This window comes from Nitrosomonas sp., assembly GCF_021731985.1.
Classification (GTDB): Bacteria; Pseudomonadota; Gammaproteobacteria; order Burkholderiales; family Nitrosomonadaceae; genus Nitrosomonas.
In genome coordinates, this window is sequence record NZ_JAKFWH010000045.1 from 1 (window position 1) to 24599 (window position 24599).

The window sequence follows — 24599 nt, forward strand, 5'->3', positions numbered from 1 at the left end:
TTTTAAGCCTAACTCTTTTCGAAAAAATACCTATCGATCAATTGGTTAAAAATACCGATGTGCAAATAACCATGTCGAACAATAATAACCAACTGAATCTATTCAATTAAATCTCCGGACACTTCTGATTCAAACGTTATCTGACCGGATCAATCGTATTGCCGTACTCAAATAAAGAAACGTGGCTCATAAATAAATGATTTTTTTAGAAAATTAAGTGATTTGCTTATTGAGTGTGTGATCAATCCGGGCTACATTGATGAAGCAATCAAATTGGCTTGGGTTTCTTGATTTTTTTGCACTGTGAAACACCTGAACACCACGGAAATAATCACATGGGACAATAATCATGAACACTCAACTCAAGAAACTCAGAAGGATCGCAATCTTTCTCGCAGGAATTTTCGCAGCTTCCATACCAGCGACGGCAAGTGCTGAGTGGACGATCAAAGGACTGGGGTTCTTGGATGAAATTGATGAAATCTTTATTGGTAGCTATGCCACTGACATCAACGATTCCGGGCAAGTGGTAGGTACTAATTTCAACAGTGTGGGCGTTAGCCGCGCTTTTATCACGGGCCCTAACGGCATAGGCATGACTGACTTGGGCACCTTGGGTGGATACCGAAGTGATGCCAATGCTATATCTCGCCAGTACCCGAACCACAAACCTACCTGATGTTGCTGGGCGGATTAGGTTTAATTGGGTTTCTGGCCCGGCGTAGAAAAGAAACTGTCATTTAATTCAGACTCAAATTTAATCCGCAATGGGGGGCTTAGGCTCCTATTTTTGTTTCTTAGGTGGAAAAAATTCAGCTAGGTTTCTGATTCAGAAAGATTCCTCGCTACGTTCGGAATGACAAAGGTGAGTTATTCAGGGGCTCCTTAACAACATTTTTCTGTTTGTGACTGACAGCACCAGCTCGGTGCTGAGGCAGGGGACCTGCACTGAAATTCTCGAACGCTGCAAATCGCCTGATAGCAGGGATTGCGTTTCCATTGCAATCTACCGATTTGTCACTCAAATTTTTCAGCTGTTTGCGTATCAATAACCCAACCCTAATAATTCTCACACATTACTTGTTATCAAATGCTTGCATGTATTTCACGGGCGGCTAATTAAGCTGCTGAGTAGTTTGTAATCAACCCATCCTTTATCAAGCGTTGTCATGTTTTTGATTGGGGTGAACGGTTGGGATGGTTCGCCAAGATCTGATAGAACTGCGACTGCACCATTAAAATCTTGTAAACGCGTATAACCACTTACCGTGATGAGGGTAGGGAGGTTTGCAGCCAGTGCAGACTTCAGACCATTTTCCGAATCTTCGATAGCGATACATTGTTGTGCGGTTAATTTGAGCTGATCGAGCACCCACTGATAAATATCGGGCGCCGGTTTTTTCATCGGTACAATATCGCCGGCACCGATCACGTCGAACCAGCCAATCGATTCTTCGCCCAAAGTGGATTTTAGTAGTGCGGTGACATTTTCCATTGTCGTTGTTGTTGCAATCGCGAGTTTTATTTTTTCCTGGCGTAACTCATGGATTAGCCGCGCGACACCAGGACGTAACGGGATGCTACCGGTTTCCATCAGTGATTCGAAATATTTGGTTTTGGTTTTATGTAAACTGGCAATCCAATTTGTCAAATCGCTTTTATTTAGTTCTGCTGGAGCGTATCTTTCTATGTAATAACGAATTCGCTCTTTTCCGCCGGTGACTTGTAATAGTTCGCCATAAAGATCGATATCCCAATTCCAGTCGAGATTAAATTGTTTAAATGCTGCATTGAAGGCAAGACGGTGGCCATCTTGCTCGGTGTCGGCAAGCGTGCCATCCACATCAAAAAGTACGGCTTGAAGTTTATTTTGTGTATTTGTCATCTTAATTCTGTTTATTATCAAATGGATTATGGCTGGCTCGTTGCAGGCGATCCGTAATGGCTAACCAGCTAGGATGATCAGGCGGTGCCTCTACTATCATATAATCAAATGCTGCTTGATCAAACTGGCGTAATTTAGCATAGAGTTGTTGACCATAAGTGATCGGATCTGCAGGCATGGAGAAATGCTGGATAGATTGATCCGAAGGTTGCGATTGGCCGATATCGGACCATGTCATAACGAGCACTCGAGAACCTTGTGCAGCTAAAGCTAAGGTGCGATCCCATAGGTGCTTTGTCGAATATATTTTTAAGGGTGTTGCTGGCGCATAATGCGCTGGTAATGATCCGGATGTACGTATCGCCTGACTTATGTTGTGCGCTAACATAACCGGGCTATCCATTACGGATTCCAGTGCAAATAACGTAATTCCTCCTGGCCGGAGTATCTGCGGCGATTGATCATGAAAACTGATGATCGTACTTTCCAAGCCTACTTCACAGGCGCCGCCATCCAGGATCATATCGACCGCTGCGCCCAATTCCTCTTGCACATGTGCCGCCGTGGTCGGGCTGATTCGTCCAAAACGGTTTGCAGACGGTGCAGCCAGGGCTTTTTCCGGTCCCAATGCATCGAGTAGAGCCAGTGCAACAGGATGCGCCGGTATACGCAAGCCCACGGTATCTTGGCCGCCGGTAACGCTATCAGGTATGCGGCTGCTGCGTTGCAGAATCAGTGTGAGGGGTCCGGGCCAGAAGTGACTGGCTAGCTGCCAGGCGGAATCCGGTATTGCTTGTGCCCAGGTGTCCAAATGGGAAACATCGCCAATATGAACGATGAGCGGGTGGTCAATCGGTCGCTTTTTAATCTGGTAAATTTTATTGATGGCATCCGGGTTGGTGACATCTGCACCGAGACCATAAACCGTTTCAGTAGGAAAGGCCACTGTGCCGCCTTCGCGCAATATCTGGGCGGCTGCAGTAATCTGATCCTGTTGCGCCGCTGTCAGATTGGGTTTATTTTTCCTGTATTGTGTGTGTTCCATTCGTGTGGTGATATTTTTTGATTGCCGAATCAAACAAAAGCGATGAACGGTTCATTAATGAATTTACGGTATATTGTCGTGCCAGTCATAACCGAGCACACCTTGCATCATACGTACGATATAAAAACTCAGCCAGTTCACAAGATAATTGCGCCATGAGAAGAAGCCTTTGTGTGCTGGCGTTACAGCGATGGATTCTTCTGCAATCGCGGTTTTTAAACTTGTTCTGAGTTCAAGCGCAAATTGATGATCTTCAATAATGATATTGGCTTCGCGCGCCAGCAGCAAACTAAAAGGATCAATGTTGGAAGAACCCACGGTTGCCCAATGCTGATCAATTACCGCAACCTTTGCATGCAAATAACTGCGATTATATTCATAAATTTTTATCCCGGCTTTCAACAAATTTTCATACAGTGCCTGAGTTGCATGGTGTTGCAAACGATATTCAATTTTACCTTGCAATAAAAGCTCAACCGTTACGCCACGTTGAGCGGCATTTTTCAGCGCGCTGCTAAACTTTCTTCCTGGCAGAAAATAAGCATTAGCGATAATGATTTCGGTATGTGCCTGGTTGATGGCATCTAAATAAGCGTGCTCAATGTCATGACGATGTCGCCAGTTATCGCGTATCACAAACGCGGCTTTTTGATCTCCGCAAGGTTTATCCGCCGGTTTTATGATAACTGGGATAACCCAGCGTTTCTTTAAATGCACCCAGGCAACTAACATCCATAAATGCTTCACAGCCTTATGGATCTGAATAAGTAGCGGGCCCTTAATAACAACAGCATAATCAAAACGCGGCGTTAGTTTTTCCGGATTATGTTGATCATCAATGATATTGATGCCACCGGCAAAAGCGATTTGTGCATCAATAATCACGAGCTTGCGGTGCATCCGGCGTAAGCGATAACGACGTGGCATTGAAAAAATAAATTCAGGCCTGAATATCAGTACTTTCATGCCGGCCTTAAGCATGCTGTCAATTTCTTCTCGCGGAAAATCCTGCGAACCGAAGCCATCTAGCAGCAGGTGAACGGATACACCGCGTTGTGCTGCACGCTTTAAAGCCGATGAGATTTTGCTGCCAATGGCATCGTACTCAAAAATATAAGTCTCGATGTGTATTTCTGTTTGTGCTTTTTCTATTGCCGCTTCTAATTCCGGAAAATATTCGTCGCCATTGTGTAGCAGGGTTATGTGGTTACTATCAACAAAAGTAAGATTTCTCATGTGCGGATTAAATTTGCTGACAGTGCCACATGCGTCATTATGTGTTGATTAGCTCCGGGATAATCACTGGGAGCGTGTCGCTGGCGATTTGCAGGTTCTCAGGCACTGGCTATATCTGTAACTATGAAATCTTCAGCATTCTATCCAACGCCAATTTTGCAAGTTTGGCTTCATCCTGAGGGACTTTGATCTGATTCACGACATTGCCATTGACCAGATTTTCCAGTGCCCAAGCCAGATGCTGTGGATCAATTCGTGCCATCGTCGAACACATACATACCATGGGTGACATGAACTGAACAATTTTTCCTTGGGATCTAAATTCCTCAGTGATCCGGCTGACCAGATTGAGCTCAGTGCCAACTAACCAGCGTGTGCCGCCTTTTGCTTCTGCAATGGTTCTAATGATGTATTCGGTCGAGCCGACATAATCGGATGCTTTGCAGACCTCAAAACTACATTCCGGGTGAGAAATGACGATGCCATCGGGATATTGATTACGGAAACGAAGAATATGCTGTGGCTGAAACATTTGATGAACTGAGCAATGGCCTTTCCAGAGTAAAATTTTAGCTTTCTTAATTTGTTCAACGGTCAGCCCACCCATTGGCTCATCGAAATTCCATACTGGCATTTCATCGGGTGGAATGCCCAGTTGATGTCCGCTCCAACGACCGAGATGCTGATCAGGGAAAAACAAAACCTTTTCCCGCTGATTAAATGACCACTGCAGAACTTTCCCGGCATTACTGGATGTGCAGACAATGCCCTCGTGCTCACCACAGAAAGCTTTAAGGTCTGCCGCCGAGTTAATGTAAGTGACCGGAGTGATTGATTCATCGGGATCCAATATTTCCGAAAGTTCACGCCAGGCACGCTCAACATTGGAAAGATTGGCCATATCTGCCATGGAACAACCAGCTGCCATATCGGGTAAAATAGCAATTTGTTCTGAGCTGGAAAGAATATCCGCCACTTCAGCCATGAAATGAACCCCGCAGAAAACCAGGAAATCAGCGTCAGTTTGTGCCGCAAGGTAAGAAAGTTTTAAAGAATCACCCGTCAGATCAGCATGCCGGTATACATCTGCACGCTGATAATGGTGCGCCAGAATAACGGCGCGTTTTCCCAGAATATTTTTGGCTACAATAATACGCTGCGCACATATTTCATCCTGCAACTGATCATATTGTTCAAATTCAAAGGCTTTTTGATGCATTACGATTCTTTTCTTCCTAATGGTTTATCAAATTATGCACATTACTCTATCCTAAGATATGGATTCATGCATGACATTTAAAGATCTATTGAAAGAATGGTACAAGAATCGATTCGTTAAATGGAGATTAGTGTTCTGTTATAATTTATAAAAGTGCATTTTTTAATCAATAGGGTTAGATCGATACCCAATTTCTGGGATTAATGAAACGAGTAATATTTCTAAATGGTTAATCGCCTACATATCAGCTCCCCCTTGATTCTTCTAATTCTTTTGGCGTTATTGACATTCTGGCTGGATCGGATAACCCGGCCATCTGAACAGATTTGGGATGATAACTTGTACGTCAATCCAGACTATATTGTGGAAGATCTTTCCGGTATACGTATGGATCACGAGCGGGAAATTCAACGTAAATTCACAGCAAAGAAGCTATTTCACTACCTCGACGAGGAAGTGACGCAAATGGAGCAAGTAAGTTTTATTAATATCGAACCGGAAAAACCGCTAATGCAATTGCATGCAGATAGAGCTGAAGTAAAAAGCAAAGGTAAGAATATTTATTTAACAGGAAATGTAACTGCAACCAGAGGAACTGACGATGAAAAGAGTAAGATTACTTTGATGACTGATTTCTTGCATCTAATTCCGGATGAGAATCTGGTCAAAACAGATCATGCGGTGACTATCTCAAGATTGAATACCACGATTCATTCAACCGGTCTGGAATTTAATAATCGTATTGGAGAGATACAGCTCCTGTCAAAAGTAAATGCTGTGAATAAAAAATGAAACTAATTATCGCTATAGGTTTATTGGGTTTGTGCTTTACCCTGTCTGTCTGGGCTGAGCGGGGTGATCGTGAAAAACCGATCTATCTGGAAGCTGATCGTGCAACCGTTGAAGATGTGAATCGTAAAGATTCTAACCGGGTTAGTGTATTTACCGGAAATGTGATCCTGACACAGGGAACCTTACGGATTACTGCCGACAAAGTGATTATGAAAGAAGATTTGCATGGATTTCGGTATGCAACAGCTACTGGAGACCTTGTTAGCTTTAGACAGAAACGCGATGGTCTGAATGAGTATGTTGAAGGATGGAGTCAACGCGCTGAATACGATAGTAAAACGGACAAAATTGAATTATTCCGGCAAGCGCGTTTGAAACGTGGTTCCGATGAAGTGCAGGGTGATTATATTTCCTATGATATGAAGACCGAGTTCTTTAAAGTGATTGGCAGCAAGGAACGTGGAGATGAAACAGGCCCTGACAAGCGGGTGCGGATAACTATTCAGCCAAAAAATAATTCTGAGTAGCACAAATAGCATCACCAGATTAGAAACGAAGATGATTTCAGAGAATGAGTGAATTAAAGGCTAGTAATTTAAAAAAACGCTATAAGTCACGCACTGTAGTGCAGGATGTTTCTTTTTCAATCAGCAGCGGTGAGGTGATTGGATTACTCGGACCCAATGGCGCCGGAAAAACAACCTGTTTCTATATGATTGTTGGTTTGGTGCCTCTTGACGGCGGCGGGATACATCTGGATGAGCAAGATTTAAGTCAATTGCCGATTCATCGAAGGGCAAAGCTTGGACTAAGCTATTTGCCGCAAGAAGCATCCATTTTCCGGCGTTTAACTGTTGAAGAGAATATTCTTGCGGTATTAGAGTTGCAGAATTTGGATGAAGAGACGAAACAGCGGTATTTAGACGACTTATTACACGATTTGCATATCGGTCATTTGCGCAATAATTCTGCAATCAGTTTGTCGGGAGGTGAGCGTCGCCGTGTTGAAATTGCTCGTGCACTGGCATCGCAACCACGTTTTATTTTACTGGATGAGCCGTTTGCAGGCGTTGATCCGATCGCTGTCGTGGATATACAGAAAGTAATTTCTTTTCTTAGAGAGCGGAAAATTGGTGTGCTGATTACGGATCATAATGTTCGAGAGACATTAGGGATTTGTGATCGGGCTTATATCATCAGTGAAGGCCATGTGCTGGCTAAAGGTAAACCTGAAGAGATCATAGATGATGAAAAGGTCAGGGAAGTTTATTTGGGAGAACACTTCCGGTTGTAATATAACGAATGAATTGACTACAATTCATTTAGCAATTGCTGTTTTTCCAGGATCATGAAGCCAACACTCCAACTAAAGCTATCACAGCAACTTAGGCTTACCCCCCAATTGCAGCAATCCATCCGGCTGCTGCAATTATCAACGCTTGAATTAAATCAAGAGATTGAACGGATCGTGCAGGAAAATCCGTTGTTGGAGCTAGGTGAGGAGTGGCATGTGCCTGTGGCTGAAAATTCATTCGAGCATTCAGAATCAGAAGATTCTGATAGTGTGCCACCAGAAGTGGCCGCGTCTGAAGTTAAAGAAGAGTCGGGTGAAAACATTGAATCGGATTCTGATTGGCCGCAGGAAAATATTTTTTCTCAGGGCACTTATGAAGATGATGATCATGAGGCGCCGCAAATACCTGCCAGACCATTAAACCTGCGTGAACATTTAAATTTCCAGATTTGCCTGAGTCAAATTTCTGAGCGCGAGAAAAGTATTATTAGCCTGTTGATTGATAGTCTGAATGAGGATGGCTATCTGTTACAGGATTTGGATGAGCTGATGGAAATGCTGCCTGTAGAACTGGGTATCAGTCTGGATGATTTGCAGGGTGCGCTCAAGTATTTACAGTGTCTTGATCCATCGGGTGTGGGAGCACGTAATCTACAAGAATGCTTGGTGCTGCAGTTGCAAGCGTTGCCTGATGACGTCTATCGTGACCAGGCAATAAAAGTTGTGCAAGAATATTTGGAAATTTTGGCGTCGCACGATTTTGGTCAGATTAAGAAATTATTGGTGTGTGATGACCAAAGTTTACGAATTATACAGAAACTGATTGTTAATCTGAACCCTAAACCAGGTGCCCCGTTTAATTCTCAAAGCGAACGCTATATTGTGCCGGATATTACGGTCATTAAAAAAAATGGGGTCTGGGGGGCAAATCTTAATATGGCCGCAATCCCGCGCCTCAATATTAATCATCTCTATGCTAACATACTGAGACAGGAGCATCATTCTTCGCGTGGGCTAGTAAGCCAATTGAATGAAGCTAAGTGGCTGATTAAGAATATACAGCAGCGCTCAAGTACTATTCTGAGAGTGGCCAGTGCAATTGTGGAGCGTCAGCAGCAATTTTTTGAACATGGAGAAGTTGCTATGCGCCCGCTTGTGTTACGGGATATTGCGGAAATTTTGAATTTACATGAATCAACAGTATCACGGGTAACTACACAAAAATTTATGTATACTCCGCGAGGTATTTTTGAACTTAAATATTTTTTTGGTAGTCATGTCTCCACGGATTCAGGGGGAGCTTGTTCAGCGACGGCGATCCGTGCATTGATCAAGCAACTGATACAGGAAGAAAACCCAAAGAAACCACTCAGCGATAACAGAATTTCAACTATTCTTGAACAACAAGGTATTGTTGTTGCTCGTCGAACCATTGCGAAGTACCGGGAATCGATACAGATTCCTGCAGCAAATCTTCGTAAATCATTTTAATCAAAAGAAAAGGAAGGATATGAACCTTAAACTTACCGGCAACCATGTGGAAATTACCGATGCCATGCGTGAATATGTCATTTCAAAAATCGGTAAAATTACACGCCATTTTGATCATGTCATTGACGTCAGTGTCATTCTGTCGGTAGAGAAACTTAAACAAAAGGCGGAAGCGAACGTTCATGTGCGTGGTAAAGATATTTTTGTCGAAACTGACAGTGAAGATATGTATGCATCGATTGATAGTCTCGTGGACAAGCTGGATCGGCAGATACTCAAACACAAGGAAAAGAATCTTGAACGCCGGAACCATGGCGCATTGAAAAATCAAGAACTTGATGAGCAATAGCAGATAATTAGGCATGTTTCTATTTCCAAGCAAGAAATGTTGATTCTTCTGGGATACTGCATTAATTGTAATTAAGAAATTGTACGCTTCATTATCATTTGAACGAAATAATCCTATTTTCCATGAATCAAATCTCGCAATTATTACCGCTGTCCAATGTTATTGTCGATATGGATGTCACCAGCAAGAAACGTGTTTTTGAACAGGCTGGATTATTATTTGAAAATACCAATCAGATTGCGCGCAGTCAGGTTTTTGATAGTTTGTTTGCGCGGGAAAAACTGGGTTCAACAGGTTTAGGACAGGGTGTGGCTATTCCGCACGGACGTATAAAAGGGTTGCGCGAAGCGGTTGCTGCCTTGGTAACAATGAAGGAGGCGATACCATTTGATGCGCCTGACGGTCAGCCAGTCAATATTGCCTGTATTTTACTGGTTCCGGAGAAAGCTACTGACAAGCACTTGCAGATCCTCAGTGAGCTGGCACAGATGTTTAGCGATAAGCAGTTTCGTGAAGGAATTTTGCAGTGTAAAGATGCTGCGAAGATCCATAAACTCATTGTTGATTGGAAACCGAATGTCGAAGATTAGCATCGCTCAGCTATTTGAAGATAAGAAGGAGAAACTTAAACTAAGCTGGATCGCGGGTCAGCGTGGCGGCGATACTGAGCTCAGTGATGAGGCTGTTGCACAGTCAGGGCAAGGCATGATTGGTCATTTGAATTTTATCCACCCGGACTGGCTCCAGGTGATTAGTAGTGATGAGATTCATTATCTAAACAAGCTGGATGCTGCTTCACTTGAGAAAAAAATAAACCAGCTGACGCAAAGCAACCTGGCATGTATTATCGTGGCGGACAATGCCGAAATACCTGCTTCTATCCTGAGTATGGCCAGTGCATTCGATATTCCTTTACTGCATTCACCTTACCCCGGTCTGGAAGTTATCTGGCTGATTCGCTCTTACCTGGGAAGCGTGTTGGCTCCGTCTTGTAGTTTGCATGGGGTGCTTCTGGATGTGTTGGGTATGGGAGTCATGATAACTGGTGAAAGCGGTGTCGGTAAAAGCGAGTTGGCCCTCGAATTAATAAGCCGCGGTCATGGTTTAGTAGCGGATGATGTCGTGGAATTACGGCGTGTTGCCCCGGAGACATTGGAAGGGCGCTGCCCTCCAATGCTCAGGGATTATCTTGAAGTACGGGGCCTAGGCATGTTGAATATCCGTACAATTTTTGGGGAAACTGCAGTACGGCGTCGTAAAAATATGAAACTGATCGTTCATTTGCAGAATAGCGGAGGAACAAATTCTGGCTTATTGGAACGACTGCCAATCAGTGATCTTAACGAGAGCATTATGAATGTTGACATCCGTAAGGTCATTATTCCTGTGGCGGCTGGCCGGAATTTGGCCGTTCTCGTGGAAGCAGCAGTGCGAAATTATGTTTTGCAATTACGTGGTATTGATGGCACAAAGGAGTTTATTGAACGCCATGAACGGGAAATGAATAACGAAGGCAGCTAAAAACCAATACTTACCCGAATGATTCGTTCATTTTCTTTTAGCAACCTTCACTTCGGAGTGATCTCCCAAATTAACTCGGATTAAGATGAAAAATTCTCAGACGATTACCTTGGCATTGACCGGTGCATCTGGGATGCCTTATGGGATTCGTTTGCTTGAAATGTTGCTGCAGGAAGGAAAGCAAGTTTATCTCCTGTATTCAAAAGTAGCGCAAATTGTTGCGCAGCAGGAAATGAACCTGGCACTGCCTTCCAGTGCTAAGGAAGCAGAATCCTTTTTTAGTCGTCAGTATCAGGTGCCGGATGGACAGTTACGTGTATTCGGACGCGAGGAGTGGTTTGCTCCGGTTGCTTCTGGATCTAATCCGGCCGACTCGATGGTGATTTGTCCCTGTACTATGGGGACCTTGGCAGCGATTGCTGCAGGCCTGAATCAGAAACTGATCGAACGGGCAGCGGATGTCATGTTGAAGGAAAATCGGCAACTTATTTTAGTGCCACGAGAGATGCCGTTTTCTGCAATTCATCTGGAAAATATGCTCAAGCTGGTGCGTAGCGGGGCTGTTATTTTACCTGCTAATCCCGGTTTCTATCATCACCCTCAGACGGTGCAGGATATGATTGATTTTGTTGTTGCTCGCATCCTGGATCATCTGGGTATCATACATACCTTGATTCCTCGCTGGGGAATAGAAAGTTAACCGGCACGCTACATCGGTGTGAATTTTGACTAGAATCTGGCATTTATTCATGCAACAGATAGCGCTTTTCTGAGTATGAGTGCATGACAACATCAGGATAAATAGCCCATTTTTCTATGCTTATTTGTCGGATAGAATGTCTCCATGTTGATGTAAGTTCTTTACATTTTATTTTAACTGAGATGGGAAATAGAAAATGACGCGAATACTAGTGATTACACTATTGTTGATCAGCTCGCATGCATCAGCCTTATCCATACAGTGGATATCTTTAGGAGTAGCAACACGTCAAGGAAACCCAATCGAAATCAATGGGAACCCAGTTATTGAATTTAGAAATGCTGGTCGAGGTGGAATCGACTGGGATGTCTCAGGTATTGGACCCAGAGGGGGATTGGGTGCGCGGGAATTGTGGTTGTTTGATAATTCAGCAGCTGGTATACCTGGAACGAGCGAAGCAACCACAGTGTTTTCCGTAATCAGTAATAGTGTTGGCTTCATCATGGCCGGGGATCATAACGATGGCTTTGCTCAGTTTTTTGTCGATAATATCGATGTTGGTACATATGATATGTATCGAACCGGGAATAGAATTTTAGTAGTGACAGAATTGGATTCTGTAGCGCATTCATTAAGAATTGTACAACTCGGTCGGCATAATCCAAATTCAACCAAAGGCGATGTCGCAATTTTTGGTGGCGCAGCATTTAATACCCCTGCAATTCCAGAACCAGAAACATATGCGATGTTGTTGGCCGGATTGGTTCTGATAGGTTTTGTGGCACGCTACAGAAAGCAAAACGCTTAGCAGGATTTACCTTTTCTAGATAACCTTGTCTTTTTGTCGAGTTTTTTTACGGTTACAGGTGGCTTGGATCTTATGGGGATCAGAAAGTTAATATAATATTATTTTTCTGTTTACCCATCCTTGCACTGAGATGTAGAGATAAACTTGAGTTCATGATCCTCAGTACGGAAAATACCTTTCTCTGTCACAATATAATGTAGGGCTATATCATGTGGCTGAGCGTAAACATTTTCTAGTCGCTGCATTTCAAAAGCTATACCTATAGTTAAAGGTTGTGGCTGGTACGTGGCCAAGGTACGATCAAAATAGCCGCTGCCATAGCCCAAACGATAGCCATGTTGATCAAAGCCAACCACGGGAATAATAAGCGCATCAACCCTAATTGCCTTGGCCTTTATAGGAGCAGGGATACCATAGGCCCCATTTTTTAAGGGCATTCCAGGCCACCATTCACGGAAACAAAGTGGTTTATCCTTACCAACTACTTCCGGTAGCGCGAGCGTTGCGCCATGTTGCCTAAGATACTGGGCAATCGGCCGTGGGTCGTACTCACCCCGGAATGGCCAATAAATTCCAATATTCATTTTCTGAAGTTCTGGAAAACCTTGTTTGAGAAGATCTGAAATTGTATCACTCCATTGCTGATGAAGAGCTGCAGATAGAGTTTCTCTGGCAACAATCAGTTGTTTACGTTGATGTTTCCTCCATTCCAATAAATTATCCATTATTTCTAATCTTTGTTGGGATCATGTTTGTCCAATAAGAAAGTTTGTTTTAACAGTTCTCTTACGGGCGCTGGAATAGCTTGCTCAAGCGCATCGGATGGTTTAATCCAGATAAATTTATTGTGTGGGTTGAGGGTACTTGAGACAACGTGTAGCAGCTGCGGATGAATACGTAATTTAAAGTGGGTGAATTGATGGTCTAAAATTGGTAACTCTACCGGGAATTGAACTGTTATACCCAGTTGATGCTGGCAATAACTAACAGGATCAACTCCGGTTTTGATCTCAGGTGGGCACCATAATTCTCCCCAGATACCGGGTGCAGGTCTTTTTTCCAAAAGTAATTTCTGATGTTGCATGAGTAGTAGAAAGACTGCTTCTTTTTTTGGTAACGGTTTGCGAAGTCTCGTAGTTGGAAATTGTTCTACGCGTTTTTCTTTAAATGCGACACAGTGTTGTTGAAGTGGGCAAATTTTACAAAAAGGAGTGTGGCGTATACATACAGTAGCACCCAGATCCATCAGAGCTTGCGTATATGTTTCAATCTGGTTCTCACGATAGGTAACAGGTAACACTTCTTCAGCTTTTTCCCAAAGCAGGTTCTTTATACTGCTTTCTCCCGGATAACCTGCAATTCCAAAATAACGCGTTAAAATTCGCTGAACATTGCCATCCAGAATGGCCTCACGTTTGCTAAAAGCAAAAACTGCGATGGCAGCGGCTGTAGAACGACCAATTCCCGGCAGTTTCTGAATCATTGCTCGGGAGTCAGGAAATTGCCCCTGATAATCCCGCATAATCATAAGCGCCGCTTGATGTAAATTGCGGGCACGCGAATAATAACCAAGGCCGCTCCAGATGACCAGAACAGCATCAAGTGGTGCTTGTGCCAGACTGCTAATTGTGGGGAATTCGCGCATGAATCGCGCATAATAAGGGAGAACCGTATTGACCTGTGTCTGTTGTAACATAACTTCAGATAACCAGACAGCATAGGGATCACGATTCCCTTGCCACGGAAGATGATGACGGCCATGATCTTTATGCCAGTGGATTAGCTGGGTTGCGATGTGTGACATATTTAAGCTAATAGTGGCTCTCTGGTGTGTTGGAACGAACGTCTGAGATTTTGTGGTATACGAATATGGTGCGCTGGACTTCTCACAAGATTTTACTGGAAAATGACTTCGCTAAATTTAGCATTGGGTGTAAGAATTTCCATTTTTGCAAGCTGGGTTAATTCGATATGTTGTTTCGATTCATTATCAATTACTAGGTATTCACGTTTCTCAGGAGAACTGACAATATCAACGGCTTTTCCTTCTATGATTTGGTTGTTTTTTAAGATGAGTTTAAGCCGATAGCCGTACATGCAAGCAACTTCCACAAAGTCATGAAGTTCACACGAAATTGTATCTTGTGTCATGATTATAGATTCCTTTAAGAGGTATAAATAAGCATAATATATACGATACCAGAACCAAGATAGCAATAATGGGCATGAATTCTTTGAGATGTCGTTTTAAAACTAAATGATGGAAATATTAAAAACCTTGGGTTTATTTGTTGTTACTGCATTGGCCGAGATAATTGGTTGTTATTTGCCCTATCTCTATTTGAAAGAGGGCAGATCTTCTTGGTTGCTGCTTCCCGCGACAATTAGTTTAGGGATATTTGTCTGGCTACTTACACTTCACCCTCAGGCAGCGGGACGTGTTTATGCCGCATATGGTGGTGTTTATATTTGTGTAGCACTAGTGTGGTTGTGGGCGGTGGATGCTATCCGTCCAACTGTTACTGATTGGATTGGTGTGAGTATCTGTTTAGTTGGTGTGATTGTTATTATGTATGGAAAGCAGCTTATCAAAAATGTCTAAAGAGATTGTAACTCTTAAGTGAATTTCAAGTAATTATTGCTTGTTTCTGTGTGATTCTATAAGCTTATTTTATTTTTCTTATTTGTTCTTGCTTGATAATATAACGCTGTATCATGGCTTCCATATTGGCCGCCAGATCAACAAATTGACATCCGGCCCGCATACAATTTTGTCCGTTCCGTAAAGTGATTTCATAGGTGTTTTTTACCTGAATGGTGGCATTGATTGTGCCAGTTTCTGGAAGAGTAATTTGACAATTGTTATAAATTATTCCCGGATCAAAATTGATAATAGGATGTTGATCAATTACAGCAATACCGCCGCAACTGATATCAAGTAGTGCTACTTCAGCTTTGGAGGCTGTGTCTTTTCCAGTAATTGGAATTACACATTTAAGCGGTTTAACAATAGGCGTGGAAATACGAAAATGATTCCTTCGTTGTATACGGAGAAGCGATTGGGGTATGTTAACTGCAAAGGCGTTTTCGCCTTTATATTGTATTTTCTTGATTTGATCGCAGACGAATTCTATTTTTACTCTATTTTGTGTGGTGACAAAGACTAATGATTTGGACTGGAGTGCCTTCTGGCAATTTCTTTCATTAGTGCCATAGTCTACTATCATTTCTTTCGTATCAGGATCTATCGCTATTATTGATGTGAGGATGAAGTCATTTTCATAATCGGGATAGAGCGTGATTAATGAGTTTGTTTGCATAATTCCGCGAAGAATAAAGACAATATCAATTTCCGAATGAATACGAAAGTTTTCATCTATTTCTTTTTGAGAAAATTGGGTGGGCTGTAATACTTCAATACTTTGATCGGATCCATGCATCATTAATTACTCCAGAATTTTTTGTGTGGTTTTTGTGTCAAGGTTATTCGTGATGAGGGGATTTGTGTTTCCTTGTTCTAAACGATAAAGCCATGCCAGTAGCTCGGCAACTGCAACATAAAGTTGCGGCGGAATGCGATCGTCGAGATTTACTTGCATCAATAATGCAACCAATTCACTTGATTCGTGAACATAGATTCCTGCTTCTTTAGCACGCTTAATAATCTCCTGAGCAATCAGACCGCGACCTTTAGCAACAACCTTGGGTGCAATTTGTCCTTCCCGATAAGCGAGTGCTACTGCGGTGAGATAGGATTCACTCTCTGCCATCGTGTTGAACCTCTACTGTTTGAATATTTAATCCGGCTGATTGCATATCCATTGTGAGTGGTAATTGATTATTTTTTAATAAGCGAGTAGTTTCTGGTTGTGAAGCATTTATTTTAATATTAATACCTTGTGCATTTAGTGCAATAGTAGCGGTAATATCTCCAAGTTGCGGCATTGATAGCCGGAGTTGTGTACGCCATTGTGCTGCTTGATCAGATTCATTTTCCTTTTCTTCTTCTTGTGAGTGCTCATAAATATCCCATTCCATGGGTTGAGCTTGCCAGATTTCCCCACGCCAAAACAAATGCCCAGTTTCTAGGGTAGCAAGCTGCTGCTGCACTAAAGGGATGGTCTGAGTATGCACTGACATTTCAGGGCTTAGTACAGCAGATGCAGCCACTTTAGCAGCAGGTAAGTCGGCCATCACTAGCACTAATTTGCCTTGAGGTTCTTGTTGTAAGTTTTCAAGTGTATTTTCTCCATTTACCCACTGTGCCTGATGTGATTCATAGAATAATCCACTTTGAACAATTGCTTTCTGTAATAAACCGGGTAATTCGGTGCTATTTATTGACGGACCAGTTAGGATGGGTGTTGGGCTCGTGAGAGAGCGTGTAGTGGTGGTATTTGTTGTGGTTATGCTGGCAGATGTTTGCTTTAATGTGTCTTGCATCAAAGCGCCTAAGAAACGTCCTGTAGCACTAATTGACGTATTATTTTTCTCGGTATCTAATGGTGCTTCACTTAGGATAAGAAACTTTAGTTTCGGTTCTTGCGATATGAAAACAAGCTCCAGTTTGTTGCCAGGTTGGAAATTTTCTGGCAAGTGCATTTGCAAGAGCTTGCCTGCAACTAACACCCGGGAATTTCCATTAAATAAGCGAGCTTCTACTAGTGCCTGATATTTCTGGCCTTGTACATATTCAGCAAAAGAACTTTGTGAATCAAGTATTGCCGTAACTGGCGTTACGGGTGTAACAGGGGCTACTTGAGTTTGAGTCGCGATTAAATCAGTTTTGATAATGGTTGGGATCACAACAGCTTACGTTAATATTGTTAATATTTTCCCAGAATTAATATGCATTAATACTCTATTGAGTGTTTACATATTATTAATGGGTTGATAGGCTTGCTGAAGGCTGCGAGTACGTCCATTGGTGTTGAGCATATCCTGTAATTTTGTCATCCATGGCTCGGTGATTGCTCTGATTTGAGCATCATCAGCTAGTATTTGGTTAATAATTATTACCTTCTTCTGAAGTAATTCTTTATCTAAAATAGGCTCTGGGTCATGCTTTATCAGCATTTCAGTCAATTTCCTACATTCTTGTTCCAGTAATATCAATTGATCCCATTTGTTATTTTGAGCAGCAGTGAGCATTTCTCCGGTAATTGCTAAAATAGCATCATAAGTTATGAGAGTCTGTGTACTATTCATCTATCCGCGTATCCTTTTTCTTACTAAGAATTGATTCAAATTGCCGCTGCTTTTATTGCAGTTTGAGTTCCACTAAATTGTCCAATCTCTTTCCAGGCGCCATGTAATTCAGATAAGAGCTTATTAACTTCATTAACAATTTCAGTATTGTTCTGAATATTAGCAACTAATAATCGATGCGCCATATAATCGTAGAGTGCTTGAAGTTTGATTGCCAAATCACCGCCTGCATTCATATCCAAGCTTGCTTTCAAACCATGATCAATAATCATGATAGCTTTTGAGATCATCTGTCCTTTTTCCGCAATTTCATTGCGCTGCATGTGCATTCTGGCTTTTGCCAGAGCTTCTTGTGCGCCTTCGAAAAGCATTAAAATAAGTTTGTGCGGATCGGCTGATTCAACGCCTGTTTCAACACCTATGCGTTGATAGGCAGATACTGCGTTATTCATAGCGGAATACATTTTGTACCTCTTTTATATTGTAAAGAGTTTGATTTTCTAATTTATCTATTTATTTTTATGAGCTTGTGCTGGGTAAATTGGATAATTGCTGTTGCAAGAAGTTGCTGGTCTGGGTCATGCTGGCAATGGTTGCATCCAATGCAGTATATTGTGCACGTATTCGCTTCTCGGTATCTTCAAGTCGCCGGTTTAAAGTATCGCGTTGTGCATTGATATCTTTTATGGACGCATTAATGCCATCAACGCGGCTATCAATGAGATGTCCATTCAGCATTTCACCAACTATCTTGTCTAATTTTTTTCCAAACCCGTGAGCAAAATCTATGTCTCCTCTGGCTCCTGTACCGCCCCCAGTTATTTTGAGGACTAGTCCGCTGCTATCGGCGGCACCTGTCAGGGTTTGACCGGAACCTGTTGCAGTGATGCCGTTAATCGTACCAGCTACATCTACACCACTGGTTTCGACAGGAGTGCCAAATAAATCCAATTTGCCATTTCCGCCCGCAATCAATACGGTTGATGCTGAGCCGTATCGATTGGAGGTGATAGTTAAGCTACCAGCAGATTCGCTCAGTGTGACTTTGATGCCAGCTGAAGAAATTGCTGAGGCACCATTGATTCTTGATTGAATTTCAGCTGCTAATGAAGTTGCCGTATAAGTACCTGCCGCGAGAGTTACGCTAGCGCTGACGCCGTCAATGGTAAGATCTAACTTGTCATTAACCCCTGAGCTGATGGTTAATGCAGCAGCAGTGCTGCCCACTGCGATACCTTGAGTTGCAATTTGACTGATATTCAGCGAGTACTTGCCATTTGCTGTATCGGTTTTGGCACTGACAAATGACACCAGACTATCACTGGTTTTGCCAACAGAAGCAAATAGTGTTGAAACATCTTTAGTTGGATCGCTCATCACGCTAGATAGTTTGGCTGGATCAAGCTTGAGTGTTCCATCTGTTTGAAAAGAAATACCTACCTCTGTTAATATGCTCAAGCCACCACCTGCTGTGGTCAGCGGATTAGACATTACGTTACGTAGCTGTGTCTGAATTGATCGAACCGTTGAGTCTCCTGTTAGAATAGATGCTTGCTTGGTATTCGCATCATATTTTGAAAGATCGACGATAGTTTTGTTCAGATCATTAAAAGCTTTAACAAATGATGATACTGTGCTTTGAACACTGGCTGTGTCTCGAGTCAAATTTAAGCTTGTTGTTGTGCCAGCATTTGCTTTCAGTAAGTTAAAAGTGACCCCTTCAATGGCATCTGTAATTTTGTTGGATGCTTTGCTGATTGAGATACCATCGATAACCAATGTGGCATTGCTAGCAGCTACAGTTTGAGTCAGATTGGCCGTGCCGCCCGTCGATGCATCATAAACAAGCTGAGATAATCCTGCATTATCCGTATTAGTTGTATCGGCATCGGTTGTGGTTATTTTTAAGGCATTACTCAAACCGGTATCATTTGAAGCAATTACTAAGCGATTGCCAGAACCATCATTGACAATGCTGGCGGTTACTCCTGCGCTGGCCTGATTAATTGTGTCACGAACGCCTGCCAATGATGAGTTACCAGAAGAAATAGTAATTGATTGTGCAGCCTTATCAGGATTAAGCGTAAATGCGCCACCACTGTATGTGCCAAATTGTATAGTTAAAGTGCCGCTGCCAAGTGCGGCGCTTGTGGTTGCAAAGTTAGCAGATTTCAGTTTGTGCGATTGTGCGAGTGTTTGAATCTCTACGGAGTGACTTCCAACTGCTGCTGATGATGTTGCGCTGACATTGGCCAATGTGGCATCAGCAAAATTAGCCGTTACGCCGGTAAATTTTGCCGGATCAGATAATGCGGAAAGACTGCTTTGGAATGCGGATAACGCTCCTTTCAAACTACCAAAAGCAGTTAGTCGAGTTTGCTGCTTGGCTTCTTTGTTATCAAGAGCTGCCAGTGGTTGGCGTTCTATAGCCATCAATTGACTGACGATACCGTTGACATCTAAGCCTGATCCAATACCCGGAGATGAGAGCATTTCTTAGTCCCAGCTATATATAATTTAAATTATGCTTTATCGTTAAATAACAGCCCTTGCACCTTATCCAATGTGCGGGCTATTTCAATGGCCTGTTCTGTTGGAAACTGCCGGATGACTTCGTCAGTATGTGTATCCACTACTTTAATAATCGTTTTGCCAGTATCTTCATCAATTGAGAAACGCAAATTATGTGCCAGATTATCCACCGCGCTTTGGATATTCTGAACAGCCTGTCTGATCTGTTCGTCAGATTCTGTTTTATTGTCAACTTTAGCTCGTACAGTTGGAACAGGTGATGGGGTAATATCTGTATCGGGTGCGGATACTTTTTGAGCAGCCGACGCTGTTGACGAAGGCAGTGGAAGTACGCCTGTTCCATTTAATTGATTGATGTTCATAATAGATTCCTTAAAGTTGAAATGAACGCGGGAAGGTTTTTTATAACATCCCGCGATCATCAGCTTTATTTAATGCGCTGTATCATTTGCTACGGATAACTTAACGTAACAGTGAAAGAACATTATTGGGTAGTGAATTTGCTTGCGCAAGGATCGCCACACCGGCTTGTTGCAGAATTTGTCCACGTGTCAGGTTTGCTGACTCAGATGCGAAGTCGGCATCCTGGATCCGGCTACGGGAGGCGGACAGATTCTCAGAGGTGGTTTGCAGATTTGAGATAGTTGAACTGAAACGATTCTGAATTGCACCCAGATCACCGCGAGAACTACTGATGGCATTTAATGCGGCATCTAGCGTTTTCATTGCAATTTGCGCATTGGCTGACGTGGATAAATCCAAAGTGGCGACTGAGTTAAAAGAGCTGGTAGTAGCGCCAAATTCCGTGGCATTTGAACCCGCTGCAGTAATTTGCCCATTCGAGCTCGCAAGTTCAACGGTACCTGTTACTGTTGTTGAGTCGTTACCAGCACTGGTTAGCGTTCTTGTGGTTGCTCCGGCAGTGACATCAGCTGTTGTTACACCATTAGTAAAATTTGAAAGTACGATATCTCTACCATCTGATGTTGATAGCGTGATTACTGATTTGTTGGACGAAGTCGCGAATGAGGCAGTGACACCGGTTGAGGATTGTAATCCATTAATGGCTGAAGCCAAACCGCTTAAGTCAGCAGTATCAGTGATAGTGGTAGAAACTGTGCTGCCGTTTAATGTCAATTGAACAGTACCGGCTGCTGATAAATTGCCGAGCGTGGCACTGTTAGTTGCGGTTGCAGAGATGCCGATACTGGAAGCAGCTGTATTAATGGCTGCAGCAATGGCCTTAGCATCATCGCCTGCTGCATAACTAATGTTACCGGTGGTTCCTTTGTTGTTGGCAAGTGTTAAGCCGGCTTCTACCGCAACGCCATTGGCAGCAAGAGCAGCGGCAGAAGCTGTTGCTGTGCCCATTGCGGTTCCATTGGTGGTTAGTGTGTGGCTACCTAACGCAGTAGAACGAGCATCACCAATTGATGCAATGTTGATGGTTTGGTTCGCATTGGCACCGACTTGGAAGCTCTGATTCAGGAAAGAGCCGTCCAACAAGTTCAAGCCGTTAAACTGAGTTTGGCTGGCAACCCGCGTTACTTCAGAGGCCAATTGAGCGGCTTCGGCTTGTAGTGATGCGCGATCACTGGCACTGTTAGATGCATTGGCAGATTGAACTGCCAGTTCACGAATACGTTGCAAATTGCTGCCGATCTCACCCAATGCACCTTCAGCGGTTTGTGACAGTGAAATACCGTCATTCGCGTTACGCACCGCTTGATTTAAACCGCGGATTTGTGAAGTCATCCTTTCTGAAATCGCCAGTCCTGCAGCATCGTCTTTCGCACTGTTAATGCGTAAACCCGAAGACAAACGTGTCAAGGATGTATTCAATGAGTTTTGCGATGTATTTAAGTTACGTTGTGCATTTAATGAGGCTACATTAGAGTTTATAATTTGTGGCATTTGGGTTCTCCTTTTTGATATCTATGTGTTTGGCATAATTGCCAGTTCCGTTGGTTTTCCCCGCAATCCAAGAGGGTTTGTAACCGCCGTTGATTGCAGTTATCGGACACCATTTTGAAAAGTTTAGGATTTTTACTTTCATGATTTATATCTAATCAGTTGGTTAATATCGGCAATTCATGATATAAATTGTTTTTCTCTTATAATTTATCTTGTAAAATTAAATAAACATTCAGGCAGTTAATTCGGGGAGTTAATTTTAGAGGTTATATCGGCTTCAACTGGTGGGGGCTGAGATGGTCAATGAAGAAGAACTAAAAATATTAATGGTCGAACACTCTGCAGAGGATACGGACCGAGTACTACAAATACTTGTACAGGGTGGCTTCCAGACTGAATGCTTGTGCGTTAGCACGGCTTCTGCATTGCACGATGCTTTGATGATCCGGGACTGGGACGTGATTCTGTCCGATTATGATTTGCCGCAGCTAAATGCGGAGGAGATTCTGCAGGCGATAAGAAACCAATCTCTGGACATACCCTTGATCATCGTATCCAGCCATGTCGGTGAGGAAGCGGCAGAGCATATCATGGCCTTAGGAGCCTATGATTTCATGATGAAGTCAAATCTTGCCAGGCTGGTGCCAGCAATAAGGCGAAGCTTGCATGAAGTAGGAAACTACCAGCGTTTCATAACTGCACAAACGGCATTGCAAAAGAGCGAAGCGCTTTTTCAAGCGATTACATCTAATTTGCCCGGAGTGGTTTTTCAGTTTCTGCTATCAGTCAATGGAAAGACTTGCTTTCCCTATGTCAGTGATGCCAGTGAAACACTGCTTGGGCTATCGCCCCAGAAGCTGATGGAGAGGCCCGAACTATTTCCAGAATTGATCTTGCCGGATGATAGGGAGTCTTATCATCAGTTAATGATAACCTCTGCAGAACAACTTTCGACCTGGAATTGGGAAGGATGTATTCAAGTAAAAGGTGATAGCGATATCAAATGGATTAGTTTGCGTGCAACACCCAGGAGAATGTCGGACGGCACGACGCTATGGGATGGCATCATGATTAATATTACTCGAAATAAACTGGCTGAACGAGAGATTGCGCGTTCCCGTGAACAGTTGGCAGAATTATCTTCTTATTTGCAAAAAGTTAAAGAGCAAGAGCGCGCCAGAATTGCACGTGAAATTCATGATGATATTGGGGGGACATTGACTGCAATTAAGTGTGAGCTGTTTCCCTGTATGGATAAAACGGTAAGAAAACCTGAGTTTTATCAACAAAAATCGAAATCCATTGAGTCTTTAGTAGACCGTGTGATAGACAGTACACGCCGGATTTCTCTAGATTTGCGGCCGGGTATTCTAGACTGCGGGATCATTGCAGCGGTTCAATGGCAGGCAAAAGAATTTAGTGATCGTACGGGTATTGCTTGTAAAGTAACCTGTGTAAACGATGAAATAGCTTTAGATTCTGATTTGGCGATAGCGGTTTTTCGTGTTTTTCAGGAGACATTAACGAATATTTCTAAACATGCTAATGCTTCCCATGTTCAGGTAAAACTTGTGGAGCTGGAAGGGCTGATTCTTCTGGAAGTGACTGATAATGGCTGTGGCATTACCGACATCGATATGGAAAAACAGGCTTCTTTTGGAATTCGAGGGATGCGTGAGCGATGCCAGCAATTGAAGGGGAATTTCCATATCTCGGGAGATTCAGAGCGAGGTACAAAAGTGACTATTTTGATACCGATGGGTAACTTAGAGTATCAATCCGGGCATGTGATTGGACTGGAAAATGAGTATAGAGGGCCCCAACAGCCCGGACCGATAAAGAAAAAAAAGAAGGTTTCTCGGCTCTAAATAGCCGGAGGTACGCATGATAAGTGTGATGATTGCTGATGACCATGCAATTGTTCGCCAAGGTTTGAAACAGATTCTCAGCGAAACGGATGACATCAAAGTAACTGGTGAAGCAGAGACTGGGTTTCAAGCAGTCAAAATTGCTCGGCAGCAAGATTTTGATGTTATGTTGCTGGATATTTCTTTACCGGATAGAAATGGTATCGAAATATTGAAGCAAGTAAAGAAAGACAGACCAAATCTTGCGGTTCTCATGCTGAGCATGCACAATGAACACGAATTTGCAATTCGTGCATTAAAAGCGGGCGCATCTGGATACCTGAATAAACAAAGTGCGCCAGCGCAGCTTGTAGTGGCTATTCGTCAAGTTGCAATGGGCGATAAGTATGTGAGTCCGGTTGTCGCGCAGGAACTTGCCAACATTGTTAACTCAGATTTAGATAAACCGCTCTATGCTACATTATCCGATCGGGAATATCAGACTCTGTGCTTTATTGCTGCAGGTAAAACATTGTCAGAAATATCAGCTGAGATGTTTTTAAGCCCAAAAACAGTCAGTGTCTATCGTGCGCGCTTACTGGAGAAGCTCAAGTTGACGAATAATTCAGAATTGATTCGTTATGCTATAAAGAATAAATTGGTCGACTAATCTTATAGTGTTCTGAAGTCAACCTAGAATTTCTTTTAGCTTGCCTTATCAAATTAAGATTAAGATTCACGTGGATTGGTCGATATTT

Annotated in this window: 28 protein-coding genes and 1 pseudogene; 14 read left to right on the forward strand and 15 right to left on the reverse strand. The window is 42.9% G+C overall.

Annotated features, from left to right (window positions below):
- Window positions 1–349 precede the first annotated feature (349 nt).
- Window positions 350–679 (forward strand): hypothetical protein, encoded by a 330-nt coding sequence (locus QZ942_RS05950; RefSeq protein ID WP_292993773.1) that lies wholly within the window; start codon window positions 350–352, stop codon window positions 677–679.
- Window positions 646–744 (forward strand): annotated as a pseudogene (locus QZ942_RS05955) (FxDxF family PEP-CTERM protein); the annotation flags it as partial. The gene QZ942_RS05950 and the pseudogene QZ942_RS05955, both read left to right, overlap by 34 nt.
- A 361-nt stretch (window positions 745–1105) precedes the next feature.
- On the opposite strand, the gene QZ942_RS05960 reads toward QZ942_RS05955, so the two are convergent.
- From QZ942_RS05960 to nadA, 4 genes are all read right to left on the reverse strand, one after another.
- On the reverse strand, window positions 1106–1885 hold the full coding sequence (locus QZ942_RS05960; RefSeq protein ID WP_292993774.1) for an HAD family hydrolase: 780 nt from the start codon (window positions 1883–1885) through the stop codon (window positions 1106–1108).
- Window position 1886: 1 nt separating this feature from the next.
- Window positions 1887–2930 carry an L-threonylcarbamoyladenylate synthase gene (locus QZ942_RS05965; protein ID WP_292993775.1) on the reverse strand — a complete coding sequence of 348 codons (1044 nt, stop codon included), beginning with the start codon at window positions 2928–2930 and terminating at the stop codon, window positions 1887–1889.
- A gap of 63 nt (window positions 2931–2993) precedes the next feature.
- Complete coding sequence (gene clsB / locus QZ942_RS05970) at window positions 2994–4166, reverse strand: cardiolipin synthase ClsB (protein WP_292993776.1); 1173 nt, start codon at window positions 4164–4166, stop codon at window positions 2994–2996.
- A gap of 121 nt (window positions 4167–4287) precedes the next feature.
- Complete coding sequence (gene nadA, locus QZ942_RS05975) at window positions 4288–5385, reverse strand: quinolinate synthase NadA (RefSeq protein WP_292993777.1); 1098 nt, start codon at window positions 5383–5385, stop codon at window positions 4288–4290.
- Between the two features lie 225 nt (window positions 5386–5610).
- Here nadA and lptC point away from each other — a divergent pair, with 225 nt between their 5' ends.
- The 9 genes from lptC (at window position 5611) to QZ942_RS06020 (ending at window position 12340) form a co-directional block, all read left to right on the forward strand.
- On the forward strand, window positions 5611–6177 hold the full coding sequence (gene lptC / locus QZ942_RS05980; RefSeq protein ID WP_292993778.1) for an LPS export ABC transporter periplasmic protein LptC: 567 nt from the start codon (window positions 5611–5613) through the stop codon (window positions 6175–6177).
- Window positions 6174–6704 carry a lipopolysaccharide transport periplasmic protein LptA gene (gene lptA / locus QZ942_RS05985; RefSeq protein WP_292993779.1) on the forward strand — a complete coding sequence of 177 codons (531 nt, stop codon included), beginning with the start codon at window positions 6174–6176 and terminating at the stop codon, window positions 6702–6704. Before lptC ends, lptA begins: the two co-directional genes overlap by 4 nt.
- Window positions 6705–6748: 44 nt before the next feature.
- Window positions 6749–7471: an LPS export ABC transporter ATP-binding protein gene (gene lptB / locus QZ942_RS05990; protein ID WP_292993780.1), complete on the forward strand. Its 723-nt coding sequence runs from the start codon at window positions 6749–6751 to the stop codon at window positions 7469–7471.
- A gap of 54 nt (window positions 7472–7525) precedes the next feature.
- Complete coding sequence (locus QZ942_RS05995; RefSeq protein ID WP_292993781.1) at window positions 7526–8962, forward strand: RNA polymerase factor sigma-54; 1437 nt, start codon at window positions 7526–7528, stop codon at window positions 8960–8962.
- Window positions 8963–8981: 19 nt separating this feature from the next.
- A complete protein-coding gene (raiA, locus tag QZ942_RS06000; protein WP_292993782.1) occupies window positions 8982–9311 on the forward strand; it encodes a ribosome-associated translation inhibitor RaiA in 330 nt (109 codons plus the stop codon).
- A gap of 122 nt (window positions 9312–9433) precedes the next feature.
- On the forward strand, window positions 9434–9901 hold the full coding sequence (locus QZ942_RS06005) for a PTS sugar transporter subunit IIA (RefSeq protein WP_292993783.1): 468 nt from the start codon (window positions 9434–9436) through the stop codon (window positions 9899–9901).
- Window positions 9888–10832: an HPr(Ser) kinase/phosphatase gene (gene hprK / locus QZ942_RS06010; RefSeq protein WP_292993784.1), complete on the forward strand. Its 945-nt coding sequence runs from the start codon at window positions 9888–9890 to the stop codon at window positions 10830–10832. The genes QZ942_RS06005 and hprK overlap by 14 nt, the downstream gene beginning before the upstream one ends.
- An 85-nt stretch (window positions 10833–10917) precedes the next feature.
- Window positions 10918–11532: a flavin prenyltransferase UbiX gene (locus QZ942_RS06015; protein WP_292993785.1), complete on the forward strand. Its 615-nt coding sequence runs from the start codon at window positions 10918–10920 to the stop codon at window positions 11530–11532.
- A 196-nt stretch (window positions 11533–11728) separates the two neighbouring features.
- On the forward strand, window positions 11729–12340 hold the full coding sequence (locus QZ942_RS06020) for a PEP-CTERM sorting domain-containing protein (RefSeq protein ID WP_292993786.1): 612 nt from the start codon (window positions 11729–11731) through the stop codon (window positions 12338–12340).
- 110 nt (window positions 12341–12450) lie between these two features.
- Here QZ942_RS06020 and QZ942_RS06025 read toward each other — a convergent pair whose 3' ends face one another.
- From QZ942_RS06025 to QZ942_RS06035, 3 genes are all read right to left on the reverse strand, one after another.
- The gene (locus tag QZ942_RS06025; protein WP_292993787.1) at window positions 12451–13065 is read right to left on the reverse strand and encodes a 5-formyltetrahydrofolate cyclo-ligase; all 615 of its coding nucleotides are present in this window, start codon (window positions 13063–13065) and stop codon (window positions 12451–12453) included.
- A 5-nt stretch (window positions 13066–13070) separates the two neighbouring features.
- On the reverse strand, window positions 13071–14144 hold the full coding sequence (gene mutY / locus QZ942_RS06030; RefSeq protein WP_292993788.1) for an A/G-specific adenine glycosylase: 1074 nt from the start codon (window positions 14142–14144) through the stop codon (window positions 13071–13073).
- Window positions 14145–14236: 92 nt separating this feature from the next.
- Complete coding sequence (locus QZ942_RS06035; protein WP_292993789.1) at window positions 14237–14491, reverse strand: Rho-binding antiterminator; 255 nt, start codon at window positions 14489–14491, stop codon at window positions 14237–14239.
- Window positions 14492–14600: 109 nt separating this feature from the next.
- On the opposite strand from QZ942_RS06035, the gene QZ942_RS06040 reads away from it, so the two are divergent.
- On the forward strand, window positions 14601–14942 hold the full coding sequence (locus tag QZ942_RS06040; protein WP_292993790.1) for a YnfA family protein: 342 nt from the start codon (window positions 14601–14603) through the stop codon (window positions 14940–14942).
- Window positions 14943–15006: 64 nt separating this feature from the next.
- Here QZ942_RS06040 and QZ942_RS06045 read toward each other — a convergent pair whose 3' ends face one another.
- The 8 genes from QZ942_RS06045 to QZ942_RS06080 all read right to left on the reverse strand — a co-directional run bounded on the left by QZ942_RS06045 (window position 15007) and on the right by QZ942_RS06080 (window position 21994).
- Window positions 15007–15783, reverse strand: a complete 777-nt coding sequence (locus QZ942_RS06045; protein WP_292993791.1) for a flagellar brake protein — start codon at window positions 15781–15783, stop codon at window positions 15007–15009.
- A 3-nt stretch (window positions 15784–15786) separates the two neighbouring features.
- Window positions 15787–16110 carry an EscU/YscU/HrcU family type III secretion system export apparatus switch protein gene (locus QZ942_RS06050; protein WP_292993792.1) on the reverse strand — a complete coding sequence of 108 codons (324 nt, stop codon included), beginning with the start codon at window positions 16108–16110 and terminating at the stop codon, window positions 15787–15789.
- A complete protein-coding gene (locus QZ942_RS06055) occupies window positions 16097–17146 on the reverse strand; it encodes a flagellar hook-length control protein FliK (RefSeq protein ID WP_292993793.1) in 1050 nt (349 codons plus the stop codon). The genes QZ942_RS06050 and QZ942_RS06055 overlap by 14 nt, the downstream gene beginning before the upstream one ends.
- Window positions 17147–17212: 66 nt before the next feature.
- Window positions 17213–17548, reverse strand: coding sequence for a flagellar protein FliT (locus QZ942_RS06060; protein WP_292993794.1), 336 nt, complete (start codon window positions 17546–17548; stop codon window positions 17213–17215).
- A gap of 35 nt (window positions 17549–17583) precedes the next feature.
- A complete protein-coding gene (gene fliS, locus QZ942_RS06065; protein WP_292993795.1) occupies window positions 17584–18012 on the reverse strand; it encodes a flagellar export chaperone FliS in 429 nt (142 codons plus the stop codon).
- A 55-nt stretch (window positions 18013–18067) separates the two neighbouring features.
- Window positions 18068–20041: a flagellar filament capping protein FliD gene (gene fliD, locus QZ942_RS06070; protein WP_292993796.1), complete on the reverse strand. Its 1974-nt coding sequence runs from the start codon at window positions 20039–20041 to the stop codon at window positions 18068–18070.
- A gap of 29 nt (window positions 20042–20070) precedes the next feature.
- Complete coding sequence (locus QZ942_RS06075) at window positions 20071–20442, reverse strand: flagellar protein FlaG (RefSeq protein ID WP_292993797.1); 372 nt, start codon at window positions 20440–20442, stop codon at window positions 20071–20073.
- Between the two features lie 100 nt (window positions 20443–20542).
- Entirely contained in the window at window positions 20543–21994 is a 1452-nt protein-coding gene (locus QZ942_RS06080) for a flagellin (RefSeq protein ID WP_292993798.1), read from the reverse strand.
- A gap of 296 nt (window positions 21995–22290) precedes the next feature.
- Between QZ942_RS06080 and QZ942_RS06085 the strand changes: the two genes are divergently transcribed.
- Both QZ942_RS06085 and QZ942_RS06090 read left to right on the forward strand, forming a co-directional pair.
- Window positions 22291–23862, forward strand: a complete 1572-nt coding sequence (locus QZ942_RS06085) for a histidine kinase (RefSeq protein WP_292993799.1) — start codon at window positions 22291–22293, stop codon at window positions 23860–23862.
- 16 nt (window positions 23863–23878) lie between these two features.
- Window positions 23879–24511: a response regulator transcription factor gene (locus QZ942_RS06090; RefSeq protein WP_292993800.1), complete on the forward strand. Its 633-nt coding sequence runs from the start codon at window positions 23879–23881 to the stop codon at window positions 24509–24511.
- The last annotated feature ends 88 nt before the right edge of the window (window positions 24512–24599 follow it).

Coding starts and splice junctions, on each gene's coding strand:
- QZ942_RS05950 (WP_292993773.1), top strand. CDS start 350: ATGAACACTCAACTCAAGAAACTCAGAAGGATCGCAATCTTTCTCGCA.
- QZ942_RS05960 (WP_292993774.1), bottom strand. CDS start 1,885: ATGACAAATACACAAAATAAACTTCAAGCCGTACTTTTTGATGTGGAT.
- QZ942_RS05965 (WP_292993775.1), bottom strand. CDS start 2,930: ATGGAACACACACAATACAGGAAAAATAAACCCAATCTGACAGCGGCG.
- clsB (WP_292993776.1), bottom strand. CDS start 4,166: ATGAGAAATCTTACTTTTGTTGATAGTAACCACATAACCCTGCTACAC.
- nadA (WP_292993777.1), bottom strand. CDS start 5,385: ATGCATCAAAAAGCCTTTGAATTTGAACAATATGATCAGTTGCAGGAT.
- lptC (WP_292993778.1), top strand. CDS start 5,611: ATGGTTAATCGCCTACATATCAGCTCCCCCTTGATTCTTCTAATTCTT.
- lptA (WP_292993779.1), top strand. CDS start 6,174: ATGAAACTAATTATCGCTATAGGTTTATTGGGTTTGTGCTTTACCCTG.
- lptB (WP_292993780.1), top strand. CDS start 6,749: ATGAGTGAATTAAAGGCTAGTAATTTAAAAAAACGCTATAAGTCACGC.
- QZ942_RS05995 (WP_292993781.1), top strand. CDS start 7,526: ATGAAGCCAACACTCCAACTAAAGCTATCACAGCAACTTAGGCTTACC.
- raiA (WP_292993782.1), top strand. CDS start 8,982: ATGAACCTTAAACTTACCGGCAACCATGTGGAAATTACCGATGCCATG.
- QZ942_RS06005 (WP_292993783.1), top strand. CDS start 9,434: ATGAATCAAATCTCGCAATTATTACCGCTGTCCAATGTTATTGTCGAT.
- hprK (WP_292993784.1), top strand. CDS start 9,888: ATGTCGAAGATTAGCATCGCTCAGCTATTTGAAGATAAGAAGGAGAAA.
- QZ942_RS06015 (WP_292993785.1), top strand. CDS start 10,918: ATGAAAAATTCTCAGACGATTACCTTGGCATTGACCGGTGCATCTGGG.
- QZ942_RS06020 (WP_292993786.1), top strand. CDS start 11,729: ATGACGCGAATACTAGTGATTACACTATTGTTGATCAGCTCGCATGCA.
- QZ942_RS06025 (WP_292993787.1), bottom strand. CDS start 13,065: ATGGATAATTTATTGGAATGGAGGAAACATCAACGTAAACAACTGATT.
- mutY (WP_292993788.1), bottom strand. CDS start 14,144: ATGTCACACATCGCAACCCAGCTAATCCACTGGCATAAAGATCATGGC.
- QZ942_RS06035 (WP_292993789.1), bottom strand. CDS start 14,491: ATGACACAAGATACAATTTCGTGTGAACTTCATGACTTTGTGGAAGTT.
- QZ942_RS06040 (WP_292993790.1), top strand. CDS start 14,601: ATGGAAATATTAAAAACCTTGGGTTTATTTGTTGTTACTGCATTGGCC.
- QZ942_RS06045 (WP_292993791.1), bottom strand. CDS start 15,783: ATGATGCATGGATCCGATCAAAGTATTGAAGTATTACAGCCCACCCAA.
- QZ942_RS06050 (WP_292993792.1), bottom strand. CDS start 16,110: ATGGCAGAGAGTGAATCCTATCTCACCGCAGTAGCACTCGCTTATCGG.
- QZ942_RS06060 (WP_292993794.1), bottom strand. CDS start 17,548: ATGAATAGTACACAGACTCTCATAACTTATGATGCTATTTTAGCAATT.
- fliS (WP_292993795.1), bottom strand. CDS start 18,012: ATGTATTCCGCTATGAATAACGCAGTATCTGCCTATCAACGCATAGGT.
- fliD (WP_292993796.1), bottom strand. CDS start 20,041: ATGCTCTCATCTCCGGGTATTGGATCAGGCTTAGATGTCAACGGTATC.
- QZ942_RS06075 (WP_292993797.1), bottom strand. CDS start 20,442: ATGAACATCAATCAATTAAATGGAACAGGCGTACTTCCACTGCCTTCG.
- QZ942_RS06080 (WP_292993798.1), bottom strand. CDS start 21,994: ATGCCACAAATTATAAACTCTAATGTAGCCTCATTAAATGCACAACGT.
- QZ942_RS06085 (WP_292993799.1), top strand. CDS start 22,291: ATGGTCAATGAAGAAGAACTAAAAATATTAATGGTCGAACACTCTGCA.
- QZ942_RS06090 (WP_292993800.1), top strand. CDS start 23,879: ATGATAAGTGTGATGATTGCTGATGACCATGCAATTGTTCGCCAAGGT.